The organism is Parabacteroides acidifaciens, from assembly GCF_003363715.1.
In the GTDB taxonomy this organism is placed as follows: Bacteria; Bacteroidota; Bacteroidia; order Bacteroidales; family Tannerellaceae; genus Parabacteroides; species Parabacteroides acidifaciens.
This window is the reverse complement of sequence record NZ_QREV01000022.1, coordinates 18,887-42,371: the sequence shown is the minus strand read 5'-3', so window position 1 is coordinate 42,371 and position 23,485 is coordinate 18,887. Positions and strand designations below refer to the sequence as shown.

Genomic DNA, 23,485 nt, shown 5'->3' with positions numbered 1-23,485 from the left:
ATTTCTTTTGTTTCACGGCTGTAACATGAATAGCGGGTAGGTATGGAGGGGGCACACATCCCGCATCGTTCATTCTATCTGCCGGGTTATTCTTTCCTTTACGGCACTATAAACCCATGAAGTACTGCAATACCATTTCGCAGGCGATCTTGACGAGTCAGGACCTTCACGCTTGTTTAAGTTTTAAGAATATTTGAACCTATAAATGATGATTTGTCGATGTGCATACAACGAAAGAGCTGTGAAGGAATAACAATATTTCATACAATAAACGCGTTACATATATAAGAAATACCTATTTTTGTTGCAATATAAACGAAAGCCGGCTTATTGGTTTTCATGAATGGTAAAAAAAGGAATGGCAAATAAAGAAAAAATAGATTATCTGCTTCTGGATATTCGGGAGCTTGAAACGTTGGTTGCCGGAATGCGGGATGCAGAAGTGTACCCGGTGTCTTTCTTCAGCCAGACTTTCGATCTCACGCATAAGATTCTGAAAGACCTCCACTCGCTGGAAGCTGCTCAGATCGAGATGCTGCGCAAACAGATGGAAGAACATCAGGCTTTGATACAGTCCATCCCTCCATCGGTTGCCGCCCCGGCAGAAACGGCACAGGAGCCAAAAATTATAGCTCCCGAACCAAAAAATATCGTTCCCGAACCAATTTCCGCAGTAGCCGACCCGGTTATTGCCGAACAGCCGGAAGAAATAGAAGCCACTCCGAAAGAGGTTGTCACGGAAGCACCCCGCGAAGAAATTCCGGTGAAAGAGCCGGTGGCCGTCCAGCCCGAACCGGTCGTCGAACCGGCTCCGCCCACAGTAGAAATACCGAATAAGGTGACGACGGCAGAGCGTGGAGGATTATTCCTGAACGATATCCTGGAAAAGAAAAACCTTTCCGACTTCAGGAAAGCTTTCAGCCTGAACGACCGCTTCCGTTTCCGCCGCGAGCTGTTCGGTGGTGACGAAGCACGAATGAATAAGGCTATCAACGACCTGAACGAGATTCATTCTTACGAAGACTCGATTACATATTTGAATAACGAACTAAAATGGAACATAGAAGACGAAGCGGTAGCCGATTTTATCAAGCTGCTTGAAAAACGCTTCCTCTAAAGAATAAAGGATTATGGCAAAATTAACAGTAGTACCCACTCCCGTCGGAAACCTGGAAGACATGACTTTCCGGGCGATTCGCGTGCTGAAAGAGGCCGACCTCATTTTAGCGGAGGACACCCGTACTACCGGCATTCTGCTCAAGCATTTCGAGATACAGAACAGGATGCAGTCGCACCACAAGTTCAACGAGCATAAGACCGTGGAACAGGTGGCAGCCCGTATCAAGGCGGGCGAAAACATCGCATTGGTGTCCGACGCCGGAACCCCCGCGATATCCGATCCCGGTTTCATGCTCGTGCGCGAGTGTGTACGCCAGGGTGTGGAGGTGGAATGCCTGCCGGGAGCAACCGCTTTCGTGCCGGCACTCGTAGCATCGGGACTTCCCAACGAGAAGTTCTGCTTCGAAGGTTTCCTGCCCCAGAAAAAGGGACGGCAGACCCGATTGAAAGAACTTTCGACGGAACCGCGCACCATCATCTTTTACGAATCCCCTTTCCGGCTGGTCAAAACGTTGACACAGCTTACCGAGTTTTTCGGGAATGACCGCCCCGTTTCCGTATCGCGCGAAATATCCAAGATACACGAAGAAACAGTGCGCGGCACACTCGAAGAGGTAATCGCCCACTTTACCGTGAACGAACCGAAAGGAGAAATTGTTATAGTTTTAGCAGGCTTAAAAGATAAAAAGGACAAAGAGACAGGAACAGAAGTTTAACGTAACAACAAAAAGAAAATGAAAAAGGTATTAATTGCAACAACGATTTGCGCAGCCATGCTGTCTTCCTGCGGACAAAATTCAGCGGAATACAAGAAGCTGAAAGCAGAAAACGACTCTCTGAGAATTGAAAACACGAAAGCAAACTCCGAGATGGACGAGATACTCGGCACACTCAACGATGTAGAGGCTGACATCCAGTCGATCCGTGATGCTGAAAACTATCTCAATATCCAACAGCAAAAAGGCGATCTGAACAAGAGTAACCGCGAACAGATCAAAGAAAATATGCAGTTGATCAGCGAAACGCTTAAAAAGAATAAACAGCAGATCAGCGAACTGGAAGAGAAGCTGAAAAAGAGCGGAATCCAGTCGGCAGCCCTGCGCAAAACAATCAGCCGCCTTTCTTCCGAATTGGACCAGAAGGCTAACATGATCGTCACCTTGCAGGAAGACTTGGCAAAGAAGAACGTACGCATCCAGGAACTGGACGAAATGGTCGCTTCGCTGAACGAAGATGTGGAAGGCCTGGCAACAACAACCGCCGCACAGTCTGAAAAGCTACAGGAACAGGACAAGGCTCTTAACACAGCTTACTACTGCTTCGGAACATCCAAAGAGCTGAAAGACCAGAAGATTCTTTCGGGTGGCGGCCTGTTCTCCAAGTCCAAAGTGCTGCAGAGCGGCTTCAACAAGGACTATTTCATCTCCATCGACGTGCGCGAAGTGAAAGAGATTCCTTTGTTCGCCGGCAAAGCAAAACTGAAATCCAACCATCCGGAAGGTTCTTATGAGTTTGTAAAAGATGAAGACGGCAACATCACGCTGAAGATTACAGACGAAAAAGCGTTCTGGAGCTTAGGTAAATATCTGGTGATAGAAGTAGGATGACAAGATATAAAAGTCTTTTTATAGATTTGGACGATACCCTTTGGGATACGTACCACAACAATAAAGAATGCCTCGAAGAACTATATGCCGCTCACCACTTTGACCGGTATTATGCCTCCTTCGAGGCTTTCTTCGACATCTATTGGCCACACAATAACCTGCTATGGGAACAATACCGTAACAATGAGATAGACCGCATGACACTGATCGTCGAACGGTTCCGCTACATGCTCCGCCCGATGGGAATAGAAGACAAGGATGCGGTATTGGCAATCAACAACGACTTCCTGCAACGCACTACCCGCAAGACACGCCTTGTGCCGGGCGCAATCGAGCTGTTGGAATACCTGCGTCCCTCCTACCGCCTGTATATCCTGTCCAACGGTTTCCGGGAAGTACAGTTCAAGAAACTCAGCAATTCCGGCCTCGCGCCTTACTTCGAAAAGATGATTCTTTCCGAAGATGCCTGCATCCAGAAACCGCATAAGGGGATATTCGACTTCGCCCTCAAAAACACCAATTCCCGCCGCAGCGAAACCCTGATGATCGGCGACAGCTGGGAAGCCGACATCGTTGGAGCCCACAACTCCAGGATAGACCAGCTATGGCTTAACCCGGAAGGGCTGCCGGCAAAAGGATTTACGCCGACCTACACAGTACGCAGCCTGGAAGAAATAAAGAGTATTTTATAAGGTTCGCAAATTGATCATTTTTTGTATTCCACCAACATAACCACCGGATTGTCATCTTCATTCAATCTCCCTGCGATCTCTTTCAATTTACCATTCAGTTTGCTATCTTTATTGGCCTCTATCAAAGAAGAAGCATCCATTACCGTTTGATATGCAATCTTATTACTCAGATTACGTAAGAACATATCCTCCTTTCTATCTTTGAAATCATTGTTGAGAAGAGAGTATTGGTATATCTTCTTTTCTTGCCTATCATACATCAGATCGGTAGAAGGGAATCCTTCATCTTTCCCGAAATCATATTCTTTCTTTACCGTCTGCATAAAATAATAACGGTCTGTAAGAACACCGGGGAAAAGAAAGACCTCCGGCTCCATGACTTGCACAGAAGGGACTCTTGCCATAAAAGGACGAACACCATTATCCGGTTGATACAGATATATAGTATCAGCGGAAGGTTCTGTCAATACCCAGCCGTTTTGGAAAGGAACAATAAACCCGTTTGGGGGAAAATTTACAAGACCGTCTTTCGCAATCACCACTGATTTTCTTTTCCCGTAAGTAATCTCAATATCCTTTATACTCCCATCCTGTTTGGATAATAAGAAAAACGAATTTGCTGGCCCCTCGTTTCCAGGTACGCCAATCTCCTCTGATAAAAAATAGTCTTCATTATAATCATAAAAAACAAATGCGCCCTGCTTATTATATGAAACGGTTCTTTTATAATTACCTTCCAAATCATAGACTTGTATCCTACTGGAAAAAGGGTCGTTCACAAACAACTCGTTCTTATCCTCGTTTAAAAGGACACTAAAAGGTAAAACATACTCTTCTGGACCCTGCCCCCTATGGTTAATATTCTTTACTCCCTTACCGGTCGCTCTGTCAAAAAGCAAGACTTCTCCCTCCTTTGTATTCACCACAGTTATAAGATCCTTACCAACATCCATCACTCTGCCTTTCACAAGAAATTCGTCAGTAGTTTCCAAAGGAACATATTCCACATCCATGAAGTCTTGAAGAATCAATTCCTTTTCCGGATAATTTGCCGTAACATCAACCGTGATGAGATCATCTACCGGTTGTCTATTAGCTTCTCCACATCCAATCAACAGAAATGAGAGCAGTATTGAAATTGTAATTCGTCCTTTCATATGAATATTATTATGGGTTAAGCCATAAATGTACATCTATTTCAGGACAATAAAAAGTAATCATATCTTTTTTCAAAGATATGGATACAAAAAAAGGCGATCCGAGAACCGCCTTTCACATGATATATCGATTTATTAAAACTCCGACGTAAAATGGAACTTAATATCCGGGAAATCTTGCTGAGCCATCGTCAGGACATATCCCGAATCAGCCAGGTAGACATCGCGTCCTTCCTTGTCGAGTGCCATATACTGGGCTTTGCGCCGTTTGAAGTTTTCGAGGGCGACGGCATTGTCGCTTTCGATCCAGCAGGCTTTATAAAGGCTGATCGGTTCCCACTTACACTGCGCGCCATATTCATGCAGCAAGCGGTACTGGATTACCTCGAACTGCAACTGTCCGACCGTACCGATAATCTTACGGCCGTTGAACTGGTTCGTGAAAAGCTGTGCGACACCTTCGTCCATCAGCTGCTCGATACCCTTGTTCAGCTGCTTTGCCTTCATCGGATCGGCATTCTCGATATATTTGAACATCTCGGGCGAGAAGCTTGGCAAGCCCTTAAAGTGGAGATCCTCGCCGGAAGTCAGCGTATCGCCGATCTTGAAGTTTCCGGTATCCGGCAAACCGATGATATCACCGGCAAAGGCCTCATCCACCACCTCTTTCTTTTGCGCCATGAAAGCTGTCGGACTACTGAAACGCATCATCTTGCCGAAACGGACATGCTTATAGTTCGCATTACGCTCGAAGCGTCCGGAACAAATCTTGACGAAAGCAATGCAACTGCGGTGGTTCGGGTCCATATTGGCATGAATCTTGAAAATGAAGCCGGAGAAGGTATCCTCTTCCGGATCGACCACACGCTCCACTGCCGCAACAGGACGGGGGGAAGGGGCGATGTTGATAAAACAATCCAGCAATTCTTTCACACCGAAATTATTCAAGGCAGAACCGAAGAACACCGGCGCGATATCGCCCTTCAGATAGGTAGCGACATTAAATTCCGGATAAACGCCTTCTATCAGTTCGATATCGGAACGAAGCTTTTCGGCCTGTTCCGGTTCGATATAAGTTTCCAGTTCCGGGCTGTTGATATCCTTAAACTCTACGTTCTCCGTCACATATTGCTTGCTCGGCGTGTAGAGGTTCAGTTTCTGTTCGTATATATTATAGACGCCACGGAAGCGTTGTCCCATGTCGATCGGCCAGCTGAGCGGGCGGACGTTGATATGCAGTTCTTCCTCGATCTCGTCCAGCAGGTCGAACGGGTCTTTACCGTCGCGGTCCATCTTGTTGACGAAAACAATCACGGGGGTCTTACGCATACGGCAAACTTCCATCAGTTTGCGGGTCTGCGCTTCCACACCCTTTGCGGTATCGATCACGATGATAACACTGTCTACAGCCGTCAGCGTACGGAACGTATCTTCTGCAAAATCCTGGTGACCGGGAGTATCGAGGATGTTGATTTTATGACCGGAATAGTCGAAAGCCATCACGGAGGTTGCGACAGAGATACCACGCTGCTTTTCAATCTCCATCCAGTCGGAAGTTGCCGTCTTCTTGATCTTGTTGGACTTTACGGCACCTGCCACATGAATGGCACCACCAAAGAGCAACAGTTTTTCGGTAAGAGTCGTCTTACCGGCATCCGGGTGGCTGATAATAGCAAACGTTCTTCTTCTCTCAATCTCTTCTGAATACTGACTCATTGTTATTTATCTTATTTCGTTTTGTTACTTATTTGGAAAGCGTATTTATACACCTACGCAAACTCGCTTCCCAATGCGGGATATCGATTTTGTATGTCGCTTTAATCTTCGCTTTGTTCAGGACGCTGAAATGCGGGCGGGCTGCTTTTGCCGGATAATCTTTCGATTCGATCGGGAGGACATGGCAGGGAGCATTTCCCAACTCCATGATCTTGACCGCAAAATCGTACCAGCTGCAAACGCCTTCATTGGAGAAATGGTAAATACCCGGAACAAAAGCGCCTTCCTCAGCCTGCACCAACACAGCCAGGATAGCCACCGCCAAATCACCTGCATACGTCGGCGAACCAACCTGGTCGAAGACAACCGACAGCTGTTCACGTTCACCACCCAACCGCAACATCGTCTTGACAAAGTTATTCCCGAACTCGGAATACAACCATGCCGTACGGATAATCACCGCATCCGGACAAACCGCTAACAACGCCTCTTCCCCCGCTAACTTCGTACGCCCGTAGACAGAAGCCGGACAAGTCGCATCCGTTTCCACATACGGAAGATGGTTCGTTCCGTCGAACACGTAATCCGTAGAGACATGTATCACCCTCGCCCCTACGGCACGGGCCGCTTCGCCCAGGTTCTTCACCGCATCGCGGTTGATGCGGAGGCAAAGCGCTTCGTCATCCTCCGCCCTGTCGACAGCCGTATAAGCGGCGCAGTTCAGGATATAGTCCGCTTTCTTTTCACGCACAAACGCATCCACCGCCGGAGCGTCGCAGATATCGAGCGTGTCCACATCCGTAAACACGAATGCAAACTGCGGATAGCCGGCAGCCAGCAGACGGATCGAGTTGCCTAATTGCCCGTTAGCCCCTGTTACTAATATCGTCTTCATCTTGTTTTTATTCTTCTAATTTCAGTTCCCCATTCATATCTTCACGATACTTCTCGGCCAGAAGCGCCAGGAACGAACTGATTTGTTTGATACCCTCCATCGTCTCGGGACTGATCTCCTTGCCCTGCATCTTCAGCATTAGGAAACCGTAAATGGCATTAAAGCAAGTCTCCAGTTCAGGCAATTCTTCGCCGCCCGATTTGGCACGGAGCTGGACGATATAAGGGAGTGTTTTATAATAAGCCGCGCCGTAGACCATCTCTTTCGGCGATTTCAGAAGCCGCAGGTGCAGGTCGGTCAGGGCGATAATCACATTCCGGTTCAACTGGATGTGTCCCTTCTCCTTCACCCCTTCGGAACGCATCATCTCGATCAGTTCCTCATACCAACGGGCAATCTCTTCCTTCACCTCTTCCGGCTGGTCGTAGCGGTCTACCACCATGCGGCGGATAGAATCCATATCGAAGTTGTTGGCACGTATCAGGTCTTCCACCTGCCACATGTACAACAGATATTCGGCTATATTTTCTTTTCTTTTTTGTTTCGCAATAATCATGGTTGCAAAGATACACTATATTCGGATAATGCCTGATAAAAATCCGCATCTTTTACACCTAACTGGCGGCAGGCCAGGCGGGCAGCGTTCAGATTAATCAGGAAAAAGCGGTCCGGAATATAGACGGGAAAATCCCCGTAGCGAGTTTGCAGGAAGGTCTTTCCCTCTTTCTCGATCACGACATGCTCGTCATAGGGCATGGCCGTAATATCTTCGCGTACCTCCTGCGCAAGCTGTTTCACGACTGGGTCGCCATCGAAATAGATCAGCTTGCCTTCGCGCTCGATGGACGAGGCAAACGTACGGAAAGTCGTATGATAGGCTTCCGGCGTGGCGTGGTCGGTGGCGGAAGTCCACATCAGGTTTGTCAGGATTGCAATGTGAGGGCGATAGAACTCGAGCTGGAAGCGTTTCTCCAGGGCAGACGTGACATGCTCATCGCCCTCGATAATCGCGATCCGGGCTTCATAGCTCAGATGTACACGGTTAGGCAACAAAGGCACTTCGCTGGTCAACGCATAGTCGAACGCAAGTTTTTGCCGCTTCAGGGCGCAGACAATCATCGAAATGATTGTTTTCTTTCCCCGGCTGCCGGCAACAACGACCCGCGTCTTCTCTTTCGTCCGTTGAAAAATAAATTCAGGAATCGAAAGCACTAATAATCCCAGTTCCTTTGCACGTATCAGTTCGAGATTGTCCTGCCGGACCGTAGCCCCCAATACGACAAATTGTATATCTTTAGTTAATCTCTCCGGAAACCATCCGTCTCCATGGCAGGTACAACCTTCTTTATCCAGTCTGGCAAGCGTCGCATCGGCCAGCCCGTCACCGGATACACTGACTTCGTACCCTTTTTGGTGAATAGCCAAGGCCAAATCAAACAACAGAGGCTCGGTTACGGAGATTAAATGAACTTTTCGCATCACTCAGATTTTGCTCGCAAAGGTAAACAATTTCATTTACCCGTTGTATGGGAACGGAAGAAAAAACTTCCCTATATTTGTATCAAAAAGTATAATTTATGGATATTCAACTAATAGACACAGGTTTTTTCTACGCTGACGGCGGTGCCATGTTCGGCGCCATACCCAAGACAGCTTGGAGCCGGCGTTATCCAAGCAACGAGCAGAACGGCTGTGTCTTGGCAATGCGTAGCGTCCTGGTCCGCGACGATAACGGGCGCATCATACTGATCGACAACGGAGCGGGCGACAAACACCTGAAACAGCTCAGCTATTACAACTTCTTCGACCTTGCCGATCTGGGTGAAGAGCTTCAAAAGCGGGGAGTCGCATGCGAGGAGGTTACAGATGTCATCCTTACCCACCTCCATTTCGACCATTGCGGCTACACCACCCGGAAAACACAACAGCCGGGCTACGCGCTCTCCTTTCCCAACGCCACGCATTGGGTGAGCCGCCGGCAATGGGAGAATTTTCTCCACCCGAATGCGCTTGAAAAGGATTCTTATTTCATTGAAAATATGCAAGCTGTCGAGGAAAGCGGCAAACTATGTTTAATAGATGGAGAAACACAGCTTTGCTCCGCCGTCAACCTACGTCTTTTCGACGGACATACGCCCGGACAGATCGCACCTTACATCACGACATCCGAACGCACCTACGTCTTTGCCGGCGACGTCATCCCGCTCGCCGCCAGCGTGTCACCCGAATGGATTTCGGCCTACGACACCTACCCTGTCCTCTCCTACCGCGAAAAAGTCCGTATGCTGGAAGAAGCTGCTCGCGAGAAACAGGCGCTTATTTATTGTCACGACGCCTATACGCGTTGCAGCACGGTAAAAAAGGTTAACGATTTCTACAGGAAAGAGGATGTAATTAAGATATGAAGCCCTATATTGGGATAGCAGTTATCAGTTCTGTTCCGACAAGGCAATCTTCCGATATTCCGCAGGAGTGATACCATAATGTTTGCGGAAAAGGCGATAAAATGTTTCGACCACATTGAAACCGCAGTTCAACGCGACAGCTTCGACAGTCAGTTCAGGGTGTTTCTCCAACAACCTGCGAGCCTCGTCGAGTTGCATCGTCCGGACATATTCCATCGGAGTTTTTCCAATAACGGTCTTTACTGCTTCGTTCAGTGCGTTCTTGTTCGTACCGAGAGCCGAAGCGATCTCGTCACGGGCGAGATTTGCGTTAAAAAGGTTATTATCCTTAAGCAGATACTCCCGCAATTGCGCAACCAGTTTACGCTGCTGGCTGCTGCCGGGCAGTTCTTCGGCAGCAGCCAAACTCGTATCCTCCACCGGTGGAGGCGTGACGGACAGCAATGATAATTCGTTCGCCATCCGGTCTTGCTCTTTGATTTGCCTGTACAGGTTACGGTTCTTAGCGGCAATGATACGGTTATAGTAGACAACCCCGGCAAGCAGCAGGACGAGGAAGAGACAGAGGCCAAGTGCAAAGAGGAAATAAATCCGGTTGCGTTCTTTCTCGGCAACATATTTGTCCACCTCATACTGTGTACGAATCTCATCGAGCTTGGCGTTATAGTCCCTATTAAAATCCGCATTCCGCTCCTCAATAACTTTGTAAAACAGTTCAACTGCTTTCTCCGGCTCATCCATCTGGATAAGAGTCATCAGTTTCAAGCCTTTCGATTCGATCATGTTGGGGGATTGCTCTATTGCTTTGTCTAACATTTCGAGCGCTTCGCGATAGCGCTTTTTCCCGTAAAGAACGTGTCCGCGTTCCTTGTATAGTTTGACACTACCTTTCGTTGCACTGTCTACTTTATTAATGTAGAGCTGTGCCTTGTCGAATTCATTCATTTGGCGGTATAAATCAATGTAGCTAAACCAGAGGTTGCACCAGGCAGACGGTTGCGGAGACTTTGCCGCTGCTTCGAAACGGCGGTTCACCTCCTCGGTTTTGCAGGCAGCCTTCAGGGCTTCGTCATAGCGCTTCTGTGCGATGAGATTCATCACAAGATGGCAAGAAACGGTAGCCAGCATATTTAGATAGGATGTTTGGTCTTGCAGCATATCGATACTCTCACGCAGACATTTCTCTGCTTCGGGATACCGCCACTGAAAGGTATATATCCTGGAGATGTCGTGCAGTATTACTCCCATTCCGGCACGGTTGTCCTGTGCTTTTGCGCAGTTATAAATACTGTCGGCCTTGGCAAGGGCTTTTTCATACTCTCCCTGGCGAATATAGGCATTGATAAACAGACTACACACTAAGTAATAGTTTTTCCACAATTCATTCCTGGCAAGAAAATCGAGGGTGGCAGGGGCCTGACAGATCACTTCGTCATAAAGACCTTTGCTACTGATTGCTGTCAGGCGGTTGTGAAGGATAGTTCCTTGCTTCCTCAGGTCCCCAAGCTTCCGGGCATCGGCATTCATGGCATCGTAAATGGCAAGGATCGTATCGAGCACCTGGTCTTTGTTTACCTCCAACTGATAGAGGCCAACCAGTTTCTTATTGGCTGCCAGCCGCTCGGCTCCTTCTGTTTTTGAAACGACAAGCCGCAGAGAATCTTTTGCCCGCTGACGGGAATTTTGCGCCGAGAGGGACGAAAAAAGGAACAGGAATAGGGTTCCCCACAGAACAACCGGGCTGACGATGTTTTTCATAATGTCACTTATTTACTTTGTTCTCTACAAATATACTGCTTTATCCCATTAAAACAATCAAAAACAAGAATTTGCTTCTCCTTGAATTGACAAATCGCCATATTACATCAAAAGAAGAAATATAAACTTGGTCAAGGATGGTTTGCCGGTTTTTCACTATCTTTGGCAACATCATTCAACTTAATTTTTTAAACGCATGAACAAACTAACGAAGTACGCATGTATCCTGACAGCTATTGCCGGAGCAGTAGCCTGTTCGGATGGTCAGAAAGCACAAGGCGATTACGCCGTCATTCCGCTGCCGCAAGAGGTGGCTGTACAGGGGAGCGCCCCGTTCCTGTTGAAACCCTCCACGCCTATCACCTATCAGGAAGGCGATGCGGAAATGGAACAGACCGCCCGTTTCCTTGCCTCCTATATCAAAGAGGTAACCGGTTATGAACCGAAAGTAACGGCGGGAGATGCCGGCAAGGGGATCCACCTGTCCATCGCCTCCGACATCCAAAACAAGGAAGGCTACCGCCTGCTGGTGAGCGAAAACGGTGTCGAGATCGCAGGCGCTTCAAACGCCGGTATTTTCTATGGCGCACAGACGTTGCGCAAATCGATTCCTGCGGCGGCCGACGGCATGCTGGTCGAACTGCCGGCAGTCAGCATCAACGACTATCCGCGTTTCCCGTATCGTGGGATGCACCTCGACGTTTCGCGCCATTTCTTCCCGACGGATTCGGTCAAGAAGTTTATCGATATTCTTGCCTTACACAATATGAACCGTTTCCACTGGCATCTGACAGACGACCAGGGTTGGCGCATCGAGATCAAGAAATATCCGGAACTGACGCAAATCGGCTCCAAGCGTAAAGAGACGGTGATCGGACGTAACTCCGGAAAGTATGACGGCCAGCCTTACGACGGCTTCTATACGCAGGACGAGATACGCGACGTCATCGCCTACGCAAAGGAACGTTTCATCACGATCATTCCCGAAATAGATCTGCCGGGCCACCAGTTGGCAGCCCTCGCTACTTATCCCGAATTGGGATGTACGGGAGGTCCGTATGAGGTATGGACACAATGGGGTGTGTCGGACGATGTGATCTGTGCCGGAAACGAGAAGTCCATGCAATTCCTGGAAGACGTGCTCGCCGAAGTGATCGACCTCTTCCCCTCCGAATATATCCATATCGGCGGTGACGAATGTCCGAAAGTACGTTGGCAGAAATGCCCGAAATGCCAGGCACGCATCAAGGCGGAAGGTATCAAGGGAGACAGCAAGCACAGTGCCGAAGAGTATCTGCAAAGCTACGTGATCTCGCGCATGGAAAAGTTCGTCGAAAGCAAAGGACGCCATATCATCGGCTGGGACGAGATACTGGAAGGCGGACTGGCTCCGAACGCAACAGTGATGAGCTGGCGCGGTGTCGGCGGCGGCATCGAAGCTGCCAAGCAACAGCATAACGTGATCATGACTCCGAACTCTTACCTCTATTTCGACTACTACCAATCGACCGACACGGAACATGATCCGCTGGCGATCGGCGGCTATCTACCTCTCGAACGGGTTTACTCGTTTGAACCGACAAACGGAATACCGGAAGAATACCAAAAGTATGTGATCGGTGCACAGGCAAACCTCTGGACGGAATATATCCCGACATTCAGCCAGGTGGAATATATGATCATGCCGCGTATGGATGCTTTGGCGGACGTACAATGGTCGAATGCCCCGAAAGACTATAAAGCGTTCCTGCCCCGTCTCGTCCGCATGACGAAGCTGTACGACCGCCTGGGCTACAACTATGCCAAACATATCTTCGACATCCGCGCTTTCTTCGCCACCGACGGCGACAAAGGCGAAGTGGTTGTCACACTTGAAACCGAGGGCGATGCCGATATCCATTATACGCTCGACGGTAGCGAACCGAACACGGCCAGCCCGAAATACGAAGCGCCTCTCCGCATCAAGGAGAACGTAGAGATCAAAGCGGTCGCTATCCGTCCGACCGGCAACAGCCGCATCTTCTCCGAAAAGATCGACTTCAACAAGGCTACGGCCAAACCGGTCACCTTGCGGGTAGCCCCCAGCAAAGGCTACGACTTCAACGGCGGTCCGGAACTGACCGACGGCCTGAGCGGCAACGATAACTACAAGACCGGACGCTGGCTCGGCTTCCAAGGCAAAGACGTAGATGCAGTCATCGACCTGAAAGAGCCGACCGAGTTCAGCCGGGTTGCTTTCAACACGAATGTCGTAAAAGGCGACTGGATCATGGGAGCTGCCGGCATCACCGTGAAAGTATCTGACGACGGCCAGACCTTCAAAGAGGTAGCCGCCAAGACAATCCCGTCTTTAGGCAAGGACGACAAAGACGGACTTTACCCGCAGGAAATCACTTTTGCCCCGGTTAAAGCCCGCTACGTCGAAGTCATCATCAAGAGCGACAAACTCCCGGCATGGCACGGCGGTGTTGGCAATCCGGCGTTCTTGTTTGTGGATGAGATTAATATTCAGTAATAACACATATTCCATGAAAAGAAACATTCTTATCCTATCTGCACTTTGCGCCTGTTGCAGTCTGTTTGCTGAGGAGGTGACGGTAAAACAATTCAGGTATGCAGGGCCATACGAAATAAAGAAACCCTTCCTTGCCGACAGCCTCGACGTGAACAGTAAGAAATTCACAGAGATATATCTACTGAAGACTGCCGTCCCGTTCGACAACGTGCGGGAAAGCGCACAAACGCTGGATGCCGGAACAGCGACCGGACAAGCAGGTGCCTACTCCGTCAGCCTTGTTTCGTTCTATTTGAACAGTGACCGCTATACCGACGGAACTTTGTTGATCAGCGGACCGGAGACATACGAAGTCTATCTCGACAATGCGAAACAGACACCCGCCAACGGCGAAATCAAACTGACACTCGAACCCCGCCGCTACGAAGTCGTTATCAAATATCTCGCGATTCCGGGCAAAACGAACGACGCACCGAAAGCTACCTTTAAAACAGATAGCAAAGCGGTCGTCACGGCTACAACCAGTCCCGAAAAGCGATATACCCTGAACGACGTTTTCGACGGGACACGTCTTCGCTCCGTCAGCCTCTCACCTAACGGGAAATACCTGTTGACGGCTTACCAGACAACTTACACCGGCGGCGAAACCGAATCGTTCCAGCAAGTGACCGACCGCGCCACCGGACAAGTTCTGATGGAAAGCGGCAGCAACCATTATAGCTGGATGCCCCGCAGCAACCGCCTCTACTACACTCGTAAAGGGATGCAGGGTAAAGAGCTGGTCACCGTCGACCCGGCAACAAAGGCGGAGACTGTCCTTGCCTCTAACCTTCCTGACGGTTGGTTCAGCTTTGCCCCGACAGAAGACTTCCTGCTCTTCAACGTGTCCGAAGAAGGGCCGAAAAAAGGAGAGGACCTGCAGGAGATCCTTGTACCCGACGATCGTCAGCCAGGCTGGCGCACCCGCTCGTTTATCCATAAGTACGACCTGGCTACCGGCCTGTTCCAGCGCCTTACCTACGGACATACATCCACTTCGATCAACGACATTTCGGAAGACGGACGCTACATACTCTTTACGTGTAGCGAACGGGATTTGACAAAACGTCCCTTCGCCACCACCCTGCTCTACCGGATGGATTTGCAGACGCTCGAGACGGAATTGCTGCTGAAAGATCCGTTCATCAGCTATGCCCAATTCTCGCCCGACGGTAAGCAGCTCGCAATAGCGGGTTCCGGCGAAGCGTTCAACCGGATCGGTTTGAATATCGCTCCGGGACAGACCTCTAATATGGGTGACGGGCAACTTTTCCTCTACGATCCCGCAAGTAAACAGGCGACAGCTGTCACCAAAGACTTCGACCCGTCTGTCCAGAGCTTCGTCTGGAGCAGGGCCAACAAACAAATCTACCTGCAGGGAGAAGATAAGGATTGCGTGCGCCTTTATGTCCTGAATCCGGCAAACGGGTCGATCAGCCCTATACCGTTGAAAGAGGATATCCTCTCGGATTTCACACTGGCCAACACGGCGCCCGAACTGGTCTACTTCGGTGAAAGCGCCTCCAACTCGCAACGTCTCTACTCCGTCAACCTGAAGAAGAACACTTCCGTTTGCCTGAAAGACCTCTCTGCCGGTATCCTGAAAGATGTGACGTTAGGAGAAGTGCACGACTGGAATTTCCAGGCGGCTGCGGGGGATACGATCTACGGACGTTATTACCTGCCTCCTCATTTCGATGCGAACAAGAAATATCCGATGATCGTCAACTACTACGGCGGCACCAGCCCGACGGAGCGTTCACTCGAAAACCGTTACCCGTCGCACGTATATGCCGCATTGGGATATATCGTTTACATCATCCAGCCCAGCGGGGCAACCGGTTTCGGACAGGAATTTGCTGCCCGCCACGTGAATGCGTGGGGTAAACGTACGGGAGACGAAATCATTGAAGGGACAAAGAAATTCTGTGCGGAACATCCGTTTGTCGATGCCGGAAAGATCGGTTGCATCGGCGCTTCCTACGGTGGTTTCATGACGCAGTACCTGCAAACGAAGACGGATATCTTCGCCGCCGCTATCTCGCACGCCGGGATCAGCGACATCACCAGCTATTGGGGCGAAGGCTACTGGGGATATTCCTACAGCGCCTTAGCAAGCGCCAACAGCTATCCCTGGAATGCACGGGATATGTACACACAGCAAAGTCCTCTGTTCAATGCGGACAAAATCAACACGCCGATCCTATTCCTCCACGGTTCGGTCGACACCAACGTGCCTATCGGCGAAAGTATTCAGATGTTTACTGCGCTGAAACTGTTAGGTAAACCGACTGCTTTCGTCCAGGTCATGGGACAGAACCACCAGATATTCGACTATAAGAAACGGGCCGAATGGAATAAAACAATCTACGCCTGGTTCGCCAAATGGCTGAAAGACCAGCCGGAATGGTGGGAGGCGATGTATCCGGAGAAGACACTTTGAGAATTAAGAATTAAAAATTAAGAATTATAAAAGAGGGTGTGGCGGAAGTCCTGTAAGGACAACGGTCACACCCTCTTAATCATAGCAAGTACTAATACTAACTTAACAAACCTCTCATTCTATCTTCAAAAGCAGACAAAGCTGCTTTTGCCCCTTCGCCCATTGCTATGATAATCTGTTTATAAGGGACGGTCGAGACATCGCCGGCGGCATAGATGCCAGGAACATTTGTCCGGCAATGCGCGTCGATCACAATCTCTCCCGGTTTATTCGTTTCGACAACATCACGGAAGGCGCCGCTGTTGGCTGCCAAACCGATCTGCACAAATATTCCGTCCAGGTCGATCACCCGTTCCGCTTCTGTCTTACGGTCTTTTACACGAAGGCCGGTCACTTTCTCACCGTTACCGATCACTTCTAAAGACTGGGAGTGCAGAAATACTTCTACATTCGGCAGGCTTTTCAGTTTTTCCTGTAATACCTGATCCGCTTTCAGTTCGTCCATAAATTCCAGTACCGTCACTTTCGAGCAGATACCGGCCAGGTCGATCGCAGCTTCGATACCTGAATTGCCTCCACCGACTACTGCGACATGCTTGCCTTTATAGAACGGACCGTCGCAATGCGGACAGAAAGCGACACCCCGCCCGATATATTCCGCCTCACCGGGAACATTCAGTTTACGCCAGCTTGCCCCTGTAGCAACGATAACGGCAGGAGCTGAGAAACGTTCACCGGTAGAAGCCGTTAATACCGTTGACCGCGATGGAGACAGACGACCGTCTGTCTCTACGGACACGGAAACAATGCGCCGGTGTTCCAGTATGTCGATCGGGTAATCGTTGATATGCGTGCGGAGGTCATTCGCCAACTGTTCGCCTGTCGTATGGGGAACAGAGACGAGGTTCTCGATGCCGACCGTCTCCTTGACCTGTCCACCGACACGTTCGGCTACGACAGCGACACTCAGGCCCTTACGCGCCGAATAGATAGCAGACGCCGCACCGGCAGGACCGCCTCCCACTACTATCACATCATAGTTCTTAACAGGTTTTTCAACAGAGTTATCAACAGTCTCTTCATTAATCCCATACTGGGCTTCGAGTTTGGAAAGCAGTTCGCCGAAATCGCTACGGCCTACGTGAATCAGTTTTCCGTCGGCAAAGACAGAAGGGACGCCTTGCACCTTCATCGCCTCTACCTCTTTCTGGTTGATAGCGCCGTCTACCGTTTCATGTGTAATCTGGCTGTTGAGCGTCGTCATGACGTTCAATGCCTGCACTACATCCGGGCAGTTGGTACAAGTCAGCGACACATAAGTGGTCAGCTTGATCGGGCCGTTCAAGGCGCTAACACGGGCGCGGATGCTTTCATCCGGTATATTTTTACCCTTTCCGTCACTATTCAGGATAGCTAATAGCAGGGATGTAAATTCATGTCCATTGGGCACTGCACGAAACCGGATACCGGTGGGCGCACCATCTTTTACGATTGTAAACTGAAGCCCCTCACCATCTGAGATGCGGCACGACAGATGATCCGAACAAGACGCCACATCACCTAACAGTTCGATCAGCTCCTGGCGGCTTTCGTGATTGGGAGATACTTCTATCTCAAATACATATTGGGAAGCCAGCCCGGAAAATATTCCGGAAAGCTGGCTTTTCATTGCAGAATCTAACATAGCTTTAGATCTTACCAACCAAGTCGATGCTCGGTTTCAGAGTTGCTTCACCTTTCTTCCATTTTGCAGGACAAACTTCATTCGGGTGGGAAGCTACAAACTGGGCAGCTTCAACCTTGCGAAGCAGTTCGTCTGCGTTACGGCCGATGCCGTTATCGTGTATTTCGGCAATCTTGATCTTGCCTTCCGGATTCACCAGGAATGTACCGCGGTATGCCATACCTTCCTCTTCGATCATCACACCGAATGCGCGACTCAAAGCACCTGTCGGGTCTGCCAACATCGGGTATTTGATCTTGCGGATTGTTTCGGAAGCATCATGCCATGCTTTGTGTACGAAGTGGGAGTCTGTGCTTACGGAATATACTTCAACACCCATTGCCTGGAATTTATCGTACTTGTCGGCCATGTCTACCAGTTCGGTCGGACAAACAAAGGTAAAGTCGGCAGGATAGAAGAAGAAGATGGCCCATTTGCCTTTGATATCTTCGCTGCTTACAGTCTTGAAATTACCATTCTGAAATGCCTGTACTTTAAACTCGGGTGCTTGTGAATTAATAATCGGTTCCATGATTTTTACTATTTAAATTTGTTACTACTATTTTTTGATTACAGCACAAAGGTAAATCGTAAGCCCCTGATTGAAAGAATTTTTCAAATTGATAATTTTTATCCGCCGATAGATGAGTTTCCTTCTCCCCGCGCTCGACGCGGGGCCGCAAAAGAGCAGGAAGTATCAAAATCAAGTGTTTCTGCAGCCTGTATCTTTGCGATCCCGCGTCGAGCGCGGGAACGAGTGGTTCCTATTCGCAACAGGGCTCTGTGCAGCAGGCGCCTGTTGTTTCAAACTCTAACGTAGCATGTTGCACCCCGACGTGTTCGAGTTCGTGTTTGATTTCATGTTTGACCGTCTCCATTTGGTTTGTATCCTTGATGACGATATGAGCCGTAAGGGCTGTCTCGGTCGTACTGATCGCCCAAATGTGCAGGTGATGGACATCCTGTACACCGGGAACTTTCCGGATCGCATTTTCCACCTTCCCGATATCCGTTCCCATCGGGACGCCATCTAAGGAAAGACGCAGACTGTCCCGCAACAGTCCCCAAGTCGAATAGATGATAATCAGCGCGATCAACAGCCCGATAACCGGGTCGATCACATACCACCCCGTCCGGGCAATCACCAACCCCGACACTACAACACCCACCGACACCAGCGCATCGGCAGCCATGTGCAGGTAAGCTCCTTTCACATTCAGGTCTTTGTCTTTATCCTTCATAAACAGCCAGGCGGTAACGGCATTGATGACCACCCCGATTCCGGCAACCCACGCGATCGCATCGCCTTCCACCGGCTGCGGATGAAACAACTTGCCAACACTCTCGCCGATAATAATCCCGACAGCAACCAACAAGATCACCGCATTGAGCAAAGAGACCAACACCGTGCTCTTCTTATATCCGTATGTATAGCGGGAAGTGGGTTGTACCTTCGCCAGCCGGAAAGCCAGCATCGCAAGCACCAGGCTCGCCACATCGCCCAGGTTATGTCCGGCATCAGACAGCAAACCGAGCGAATTATACCAGAACCCGGCCAGAAACTCGGCTACGACAAATACTAAATTCAAAGAAATACCAATGATAAAGGCTTTATTCAGAGATGTTATTTCGTGATGATGATCATGATGATGTTCGTGACTATGTCCCATATTCGTGTACTTTTTTAATTGATAACAATACGGTACAAAGCTATGTTTTTTCAAGTCACGTTGTTATACCCATTTATAGGTATTTCACAATCTAAAGGCCATATTTCTTGAAGATCGCCTTGGCATTAGCCAAACGTTCGGCGGAAAGAGGCTCGACGCCTTTTAAGGGATATTCCATACCCTGCGCCTCATATTTATAAGCGCCCATCGTATGGTAAGGAAGGAGTTCCGCTTTCTGTACCATCTTATAACGGCTGATATAGCGGGCAAGCGCTTCGAGCGAAGCGTCATCGTCAGTCAGGCCGGGAACAACGACATGGCGAATCCAGACCGGAATCTGCCGGCGTTCAAGTTCATCCAGGAAATGCAGAGTGTTTTCCCCTCCGACTCCGGTCAGGCGGGGATGCAGTTCGGCATCTATCGTTTTGATATCCAGTAAAACCAGGTCCACATATTCGAGAACTTCCAACGCTTTCGCTGAACAGATATAGCCGGACGTGTCCAACGCCGTATGGATGCCATTCTCACGGCAAAGACGGAAAAACTCTTTCAGGAAAGCCGGTTGCAACAGAGGTTCGCCACCGGTTACGGTAACACCGCCTTTGGCTATGAAATTCTTATAACGCAACACCTCGGCAAGCAGGTCACCAGGTTCACGAAAATGGGACGTGTCCCGATTTTTTTCGCTCCCGTCCCGTTTTTTTTCCCACGTGTCCGGATTATGGCAATACAGGCAGCGAAGCGGACAGCCCTGCATAAAGACGACAAAGCGAATTCCGGGACCGTCGACGGTCCCGAAACTCTCTATTGAATGTATTCTTCCTAACACTATAAGGCGCTGTTGATTGTTCGTGAGATGACATCGAGCTGCTGTTCGCGGGTCAGTTTCACGAAGTTTACGGCATAACCGGAGACGCGGATCGTGAGTTGCGGATATTTTTCCGGGTGTTCCATTGCGTCCAACAGCAAGTCTTTGTCGAAGACGTTCACGTTCAGATGCTGTCCGCCGTCGGGTGTGAAATAACCGTCCAGCAGGCTCACCAGGTTGCTCACCTGTACGGCGCGTTCCTTCCCTAAGGTTGCAGGGGAAACGGCAAACGTATAGGAGATACCGTCGTGCGCATGTTGGAAAGGCAGTTTGGCTACGGAGGCCAAAGCAGCAATCGCCCCTTTCCTGTCGCGTCCGTTCATCGGGTTTGCACCCGGAGCGAACGGCGTACCACCCGGACGGCCGTCGGGAGTCGCACCGGTTTTCTTTCCGTAAACCACGTTCGAGGTAATTGTCAGGATAGACTGTGTCGGCGTAGCCTTACGGTATGTCTGGTGTTGGCGCAGGTACTCCATGAACTTCTCGGTGATCTCGACAGCGATACTGTCGGTACGATCGTCATTGTTTCCGAAAGGCACATATTCGCCTTCACGTTCAAAATCGACAGCCAGACCGCGTTCATCACGAATCACTTTCACTTTCGTGTCACGGATAGCGGCCAGCGAGTCGGCAACAATGGAAAGGCCGGCGATACCGGTTGCACGGATACGCTGCACATCCCCGTCATGGAGGCCCATCTCGAACGCTTCATACGCATATTTGTCGTGCATATAGTGGATTATCTTCAACGCATTGACATACACTTTGGCAAGCCAGCGCATCATCTGCTCATATTTCTCCATCACTTCGTCATAGTCCAGGTATTCACCGGTAATCGGTTCGAAGCGGGGAGCCACCTGCACGCCCGATTTCTCGTCACGCCCGCCATTGATGGCATACAGCAGACACTTGGCGAGGTTCGCACGTGCGCCGAAATACTGCATCTGCTTACCGATCTTCATCGGAGAGACACAACAGGCAATGCCGTAGTCGTCACCATAGTCCGGACGCATCAGGTCGTCGTTCTCATACTGGATAGCCGAGGTGTCGATCGAGACTTTCGCACAGAACTGTTTCCAGTTCTCCGGCGCATTATTGAACCAAAGCACTGTCAGGTTAGGTTCGGGTGCCGGACCTAAGTTGTATAAGGTATGCAGGTAGCGGTAAGAGGTTTTTGTCACTAACGAACGACCGTCGACGCCCTGTCCGCCCAGCGATTCGGTCACCCAGACAGGGTCGCCCGAGAACAGGTCGTTGTATTCCGGTGTACGCAGGAAACGGACAATACGCAGTTTGATAATAAACTGGTCGATCAGTTCCTGTGCTTCTTCTTCCGTCAGCTTGCCTTCACGTATATCTTTTTCGATATAGATATCGAGGAAAGTCGATGTACGTCCTAAAGACATGGCAGCCCCGTCCTGATCTTTCACCGCAGCCAGATAAGCTAAATACAGGAACTGCACGGCTTCGCGGGCATCCCGTGCCGGACATGTCACGTCGAAACCATAGGCGGCACACATCCGTTCGAACGCTTTCAGTGCATTGATCTGTTCGGTTATCTCCTCACGGCTCTGTATGATTTCTTCGGTCAGTTCCTGGATGTCAAGACGTTTCTGGAAACGTTTCTTTTCTTCGATCAGGATCCGGGTTCCGTAGAGAGGCACACGGCGGTAGTCACCGATAATACGTCCGCGTCCGTAGGCATCAGGCAAACCTGTGATGATAGCCGAGCGGCGTGCAGCAACCATTTCGTCCGTATAAGCGGAGAAAACACCTTCGTTGTGCGTCTTTCTATATTTAGTGAAGATTTCTTTTGTCATCGGGTCCAGATGATACCCATAGGCTTCCAAGCTGTTTTCAACCATGCGGATACCGCCTTTCGGAAAGATTCCGCGTTTCAGCGGAGCATCCGTCTGTAGGCCTACAATCACCTCGTTTTCCTTATCGATATAACCGGGACCATAGGTATCGATCCCCTGAGGAAGTTTTGTTTCGGCGTCATATACTCCTTTTTCCCTCTCAACCTTAAACATTTCGGTCAGTTTGTTCCACACTTTCTTCGTTTTCTCCGAAGAGGGTACGAGGAAGCTGTCATCTCCGTCGTAAGGCTTGTAATTGTTCTGGATAAAGTCTCTTACATTGATCTCCTTTTTCCAGGTTTCTCCTTTGAACTGCGCCCAGTTCTCGTTTTCAAACTTCATAAGCTTATCTTGTCTAATTCGGTTTAGGCGTGCAAAGATACGCTTTTTCCTGCTATCAGGGAAACACTCTCCAAGCAGATCGGTGTTAAAAGGGGGAAAATACCTATAAATGGGGATAAGAGGGAATAAAAGAATAACTATCTTTGTCGCATTGACTTTCAAAGAAGTAAAACGAGAAAGTCTTTTGTTAGTGACAAGGACTAATATATAAAACAAAAACCCTGAAGTTTGTCTTGCGACAGGGACGACAGGGTATTACATTGCAAATGTAGATATAAGTTAGCATATTTCCCAATAAAGCACATGGATTAAACCAAAAAGACATTTATGACCAATTAACAACCATCCGGGAATTCAGAAACAGAATAGCGCATTATAAACCTATTTGCTTTGATACCAACCGCTCTGTCAGTACTGTATATGCCAGGCGACTTTACAGTTTAATCCAAACTTATGTAATATATATGGGATATAATCCCGATTCTATTTTTCAAGGCATAGAAAAACCTGAGAGTATTTTGACCAAAATTGATAATTTACAGAATCCCCCTTCAAGTAAGTTATAATAAAAAATCAACGAAGCCCCGGCAGCATCTAACTGTCGGGGCTTGTTTTTTGTCTGCATTCGGTCTTCACAGAGGGAAAAGCAGATGAACTTTTAATTTCATTACTTTAGT

At 49.2% G+C, this 23,485-nt stretch carries 18 protein-coding genes; 7 read left to right on the top strand and 11 right to left on the bottom strand.

The genetic code is table 11. The features are described from left to right. Window positions 1-358: 358 nt before the first annotated feature. Genes DWU89_RS10795 through DWU89_RS10780 form a run of 4 tightly spaced genes read left to right on the top strand, consistent with a single transcriptional unit; the run spans window position 359 to window position 3,418 of the window. Window positions 359-1,117, top strand: a complete 759-nt coding sequence (locus tag DWU89_RS10795; protein ID WP_115499657.1) for a hypothetical protein — start codon at window positions 359-361, stop codon at window positions 1,115-1,117. Between the two features lie 13 nt (window positions 1,118-1,130). Continuing rightward, window positions 1,131-1,835: a 16S rRNA (cytidine(1402)-2'-O)-methyltransferase gene (gene rsmI, locus DWU89_RS10790; RefSeq protein ID WP_115499656.1), complete on the top strand. Its 705-nt coding sequence runs from the start codon at window positions 1,131-1,133 to the stop codon at window positions 1,833-1,835. Window positions 1,836-1,853: 18 nt separating this feature from the next. After that, window positions 1,854-2,726, top strand: coding sequence for a Cbp1 family collagen-binding glycoprotein adhesin (locus DWU89_RS10785; RefSeq protein ID WP_115499655.1), 873 nt, complete (start codon window positions 1,854-1,856; stop codon window positions 2,724-2,726). Beyond that, complete coding sequence (locus tag DWU89_RS10780; RefSeq protein ID WP_115499654.1) at window positions 2,723-3,418, top strand: YjjG family noncanonical pyrimidine nucleotidase; 696 nt, start codon at window positions 2,723-2,725, stop codon at window positions 3,416-3,418. Before DWU89_RS10785 ends, DWU89_RS10780 begins: the two co-directional genes overlap by 4 nt. Window positions 3,419-3,432: 14 nt before the next feature. Here the strand turns inward: DWU89_RS10780 and DWU89_RS10775 are convergent, their stop codons facing one another. The 5 genes from DWU89_RS10775 to DWU89_RS10755 form a co-directional block, all read right to left on the bottom strand. Further along, window positions 3,433-4,575: a 6-bladed beta-propeller gene (locus tag DWU89_RS10775; RefSeq protein WP_115499679.1), complete on the bottom strand. Its 1,143-nt coding sequence runs from the start codon at window positions 4,573-4,575 to the stop codon at window positions 3,433-3,435. 135 nt (window positions 4,576-4,710) lie between these two features. Next, on the bottom strand, window positions 4,711-6,291 hold the full coding sequence (locus DWU89_RS10770; RefSeq protein WP_115499653.1) for a peptide chain release factor 3: 1,581 nt from the start codon (window positions 6,289-6,291) through the stop codon (window positions 4,711-4,713). 28 nt (window positions 6,292-6,319) lie between these two features. Next, a complete protein-coding gene (gene rfbD, locus DWU89_RS10765; RefSeq protein ID WP_115499652.1) occupies window positions 6,320-7,186 on the bottom strand; it encodes a dTDP-4-dehydrorhamnose reductase in 867 nt (288 codons plus the stop codon). Between the two features lie 7 nt (window positions 7,187-7,193). Next, complete coding sequence (locus tag DWU89_RS10760; RefSeq protein WP_115499651.1) at window positions 7,194-7,742, bottom strand: DUF4924 family protein; 549 nt, start codon at window positions 7,740-7,742, stop codon at window positions 7,194-7,196. Beyond that, complete coding sequence (locus tag DWU89_RS10755) at window positions 7,739-8,665, bottom strand: Mur ligase family protein (protein ID WP_115499650.1); 927 nt, start codon at window positions 8,663-8,665, stop codon at window positions 7,739-7,741. Before DWU89_RS10755 ends, DWU89_RS10760 begins: the two co-directional genes overlap by 4 nt. A 98-nt stretch (window positions 8,666-8,763) precedes the next feature. Here DWU89_RS10755 and DWU89_RS10750 point away from each other — a divergent pair, with 98 nt between their 5' ends. Continuing rightward, complete coding sequence (locus tag DWU89_RS10750) at window positions 8,764-9,591, top strand: MBL fold metallo-hydrolase (RefSeq protein WP_115499649.1); 828 nt, start codon at window positions 8,764-8,766, stop codon at window positions 9,589-9,591. 24 nt (window positions 9,592-9,615) lie between these two features. Here DWU89_RS10750 and DWU89_RS10745 read toward each other — a convergent pair whose 3' ends face one another. Then, window positions 9,616-11,349 (bottom strand): helix-turn-helix domain-containing protein, encoded by a 1,734-nt coding sequence (locus tag DWU89_RS10745; protein ID WP_115499648.1) that lies wholly within the window; start codon window positions 11,347-11,349, stop codon window positions 9,616-9,618. Window positions 11,350-11,545: 196 nt separating this feature from the next. Here DWU89_RS10745 and DWU89_RS10740 point away from each other — a divergent pair, with 196 nt between their 5' ends. Continuing rightward, window positions 11,546-13,864 carry a glycoside hydrolase family 20 protein gene (locus tag DWU89_RS10740; RefSeq protein WP_115499647.1) on the top strand — a complete coding sequence of 773 codons (2,319 nt, stop codon included), beginning with the start codon at window positions 11,546-11,548 and terminating at the stop codon, window positions 13,862-13,864. A 13-nt stretch (window positions 13,865-13,877) separates the two neighbouring features. Then, the gene (locus tag DWU89_RS10735) at window positions 13,878-16,346 is read left to right on the top strand and encodes a S9 family peptidase (RefSeq protein WP_115499646.1); all 2,469 of its coding nucleotides are present in this window, start codon (window positions 13,878-13,880) and stop codon (window positions 16,344-16,346) included. Between the two features lie 97 nt (window positions 16,347-16,443). Here the strand turns inward: DWU89_RS10735 and ahpF are convergent, their stop codons facing one another. The 5 genes from ahpF to pflB all read right to left on the bottom strand — a co-directional run bounded on the left by ahpF (window position 16,444) and on the right by pflB (window position 22,808). Further along, window positions 16,444-18,030 carry an alkyl hydroperoxide reductase subunit F gene (ahpF, locus tag DWU89_RS10730; RefSeq protein WP_115499645.1) on the bottom strand — a complete coding sequence of 529 codons (1,587 nt, stop codon included), beginning with the start codon at window positions 18,028-18,030 and terminating at the stop codon, window positions 16,444-16,446. Between the two features lie 4 nt (window positions 18,031-18,034). Beyond that, entirely contained in the window at window positions 18,035-18,601 is a 567-nt protein-coding gene (gene ahpC / locus DWU89_RS10725) for an alkyl hydroperoxide reductase subunit C (RefSeq protein ID WP_115499644.1), read from the bottom strand. A 232-nt stretch (window positions 18,602-18,833) separates the two neighbouring features. Beyond that, window positions 18,834-19,739 (bottom strand): cation diffusion facilitator family transporter, encoded by a 906-nt coding sequence (locus DWU89_RS10720; RefSeq protein WP_115499643.1) that lies wholly within the window; start codon window positions 19,737-19,739, stop codon window positions 18,834-18,836. A gap of 91 nt (window positions 19,740-19,830) precedes the next feature. Continuing rightward, window positions 19,831-20,571, bottom strand: coding sequence for a pyruvate formate-lyase-activating protein (gene pflA / locus DWU89_RS10715; protein WP_187574932.1), 741 nt, complete (start codon window positions 20,569-20,571; stop codon window positions 19,831-19,833). Continuing rightward, entirely contained in the window at window positions 20,568-22,808 is a 2,241-nt protein-coding gene (gene pflB, locus DWU89_RS10710; RefSeq protein ID WP_115499641.1) for a formate C-acetyltransferase, read from the bottom strand. The genes pflA and pflB overlap by 4 nt, the downstream gene beginning before the upstream one ends. Window positions 22,809-23,485 lie beyond the last annotated feature (677 nt).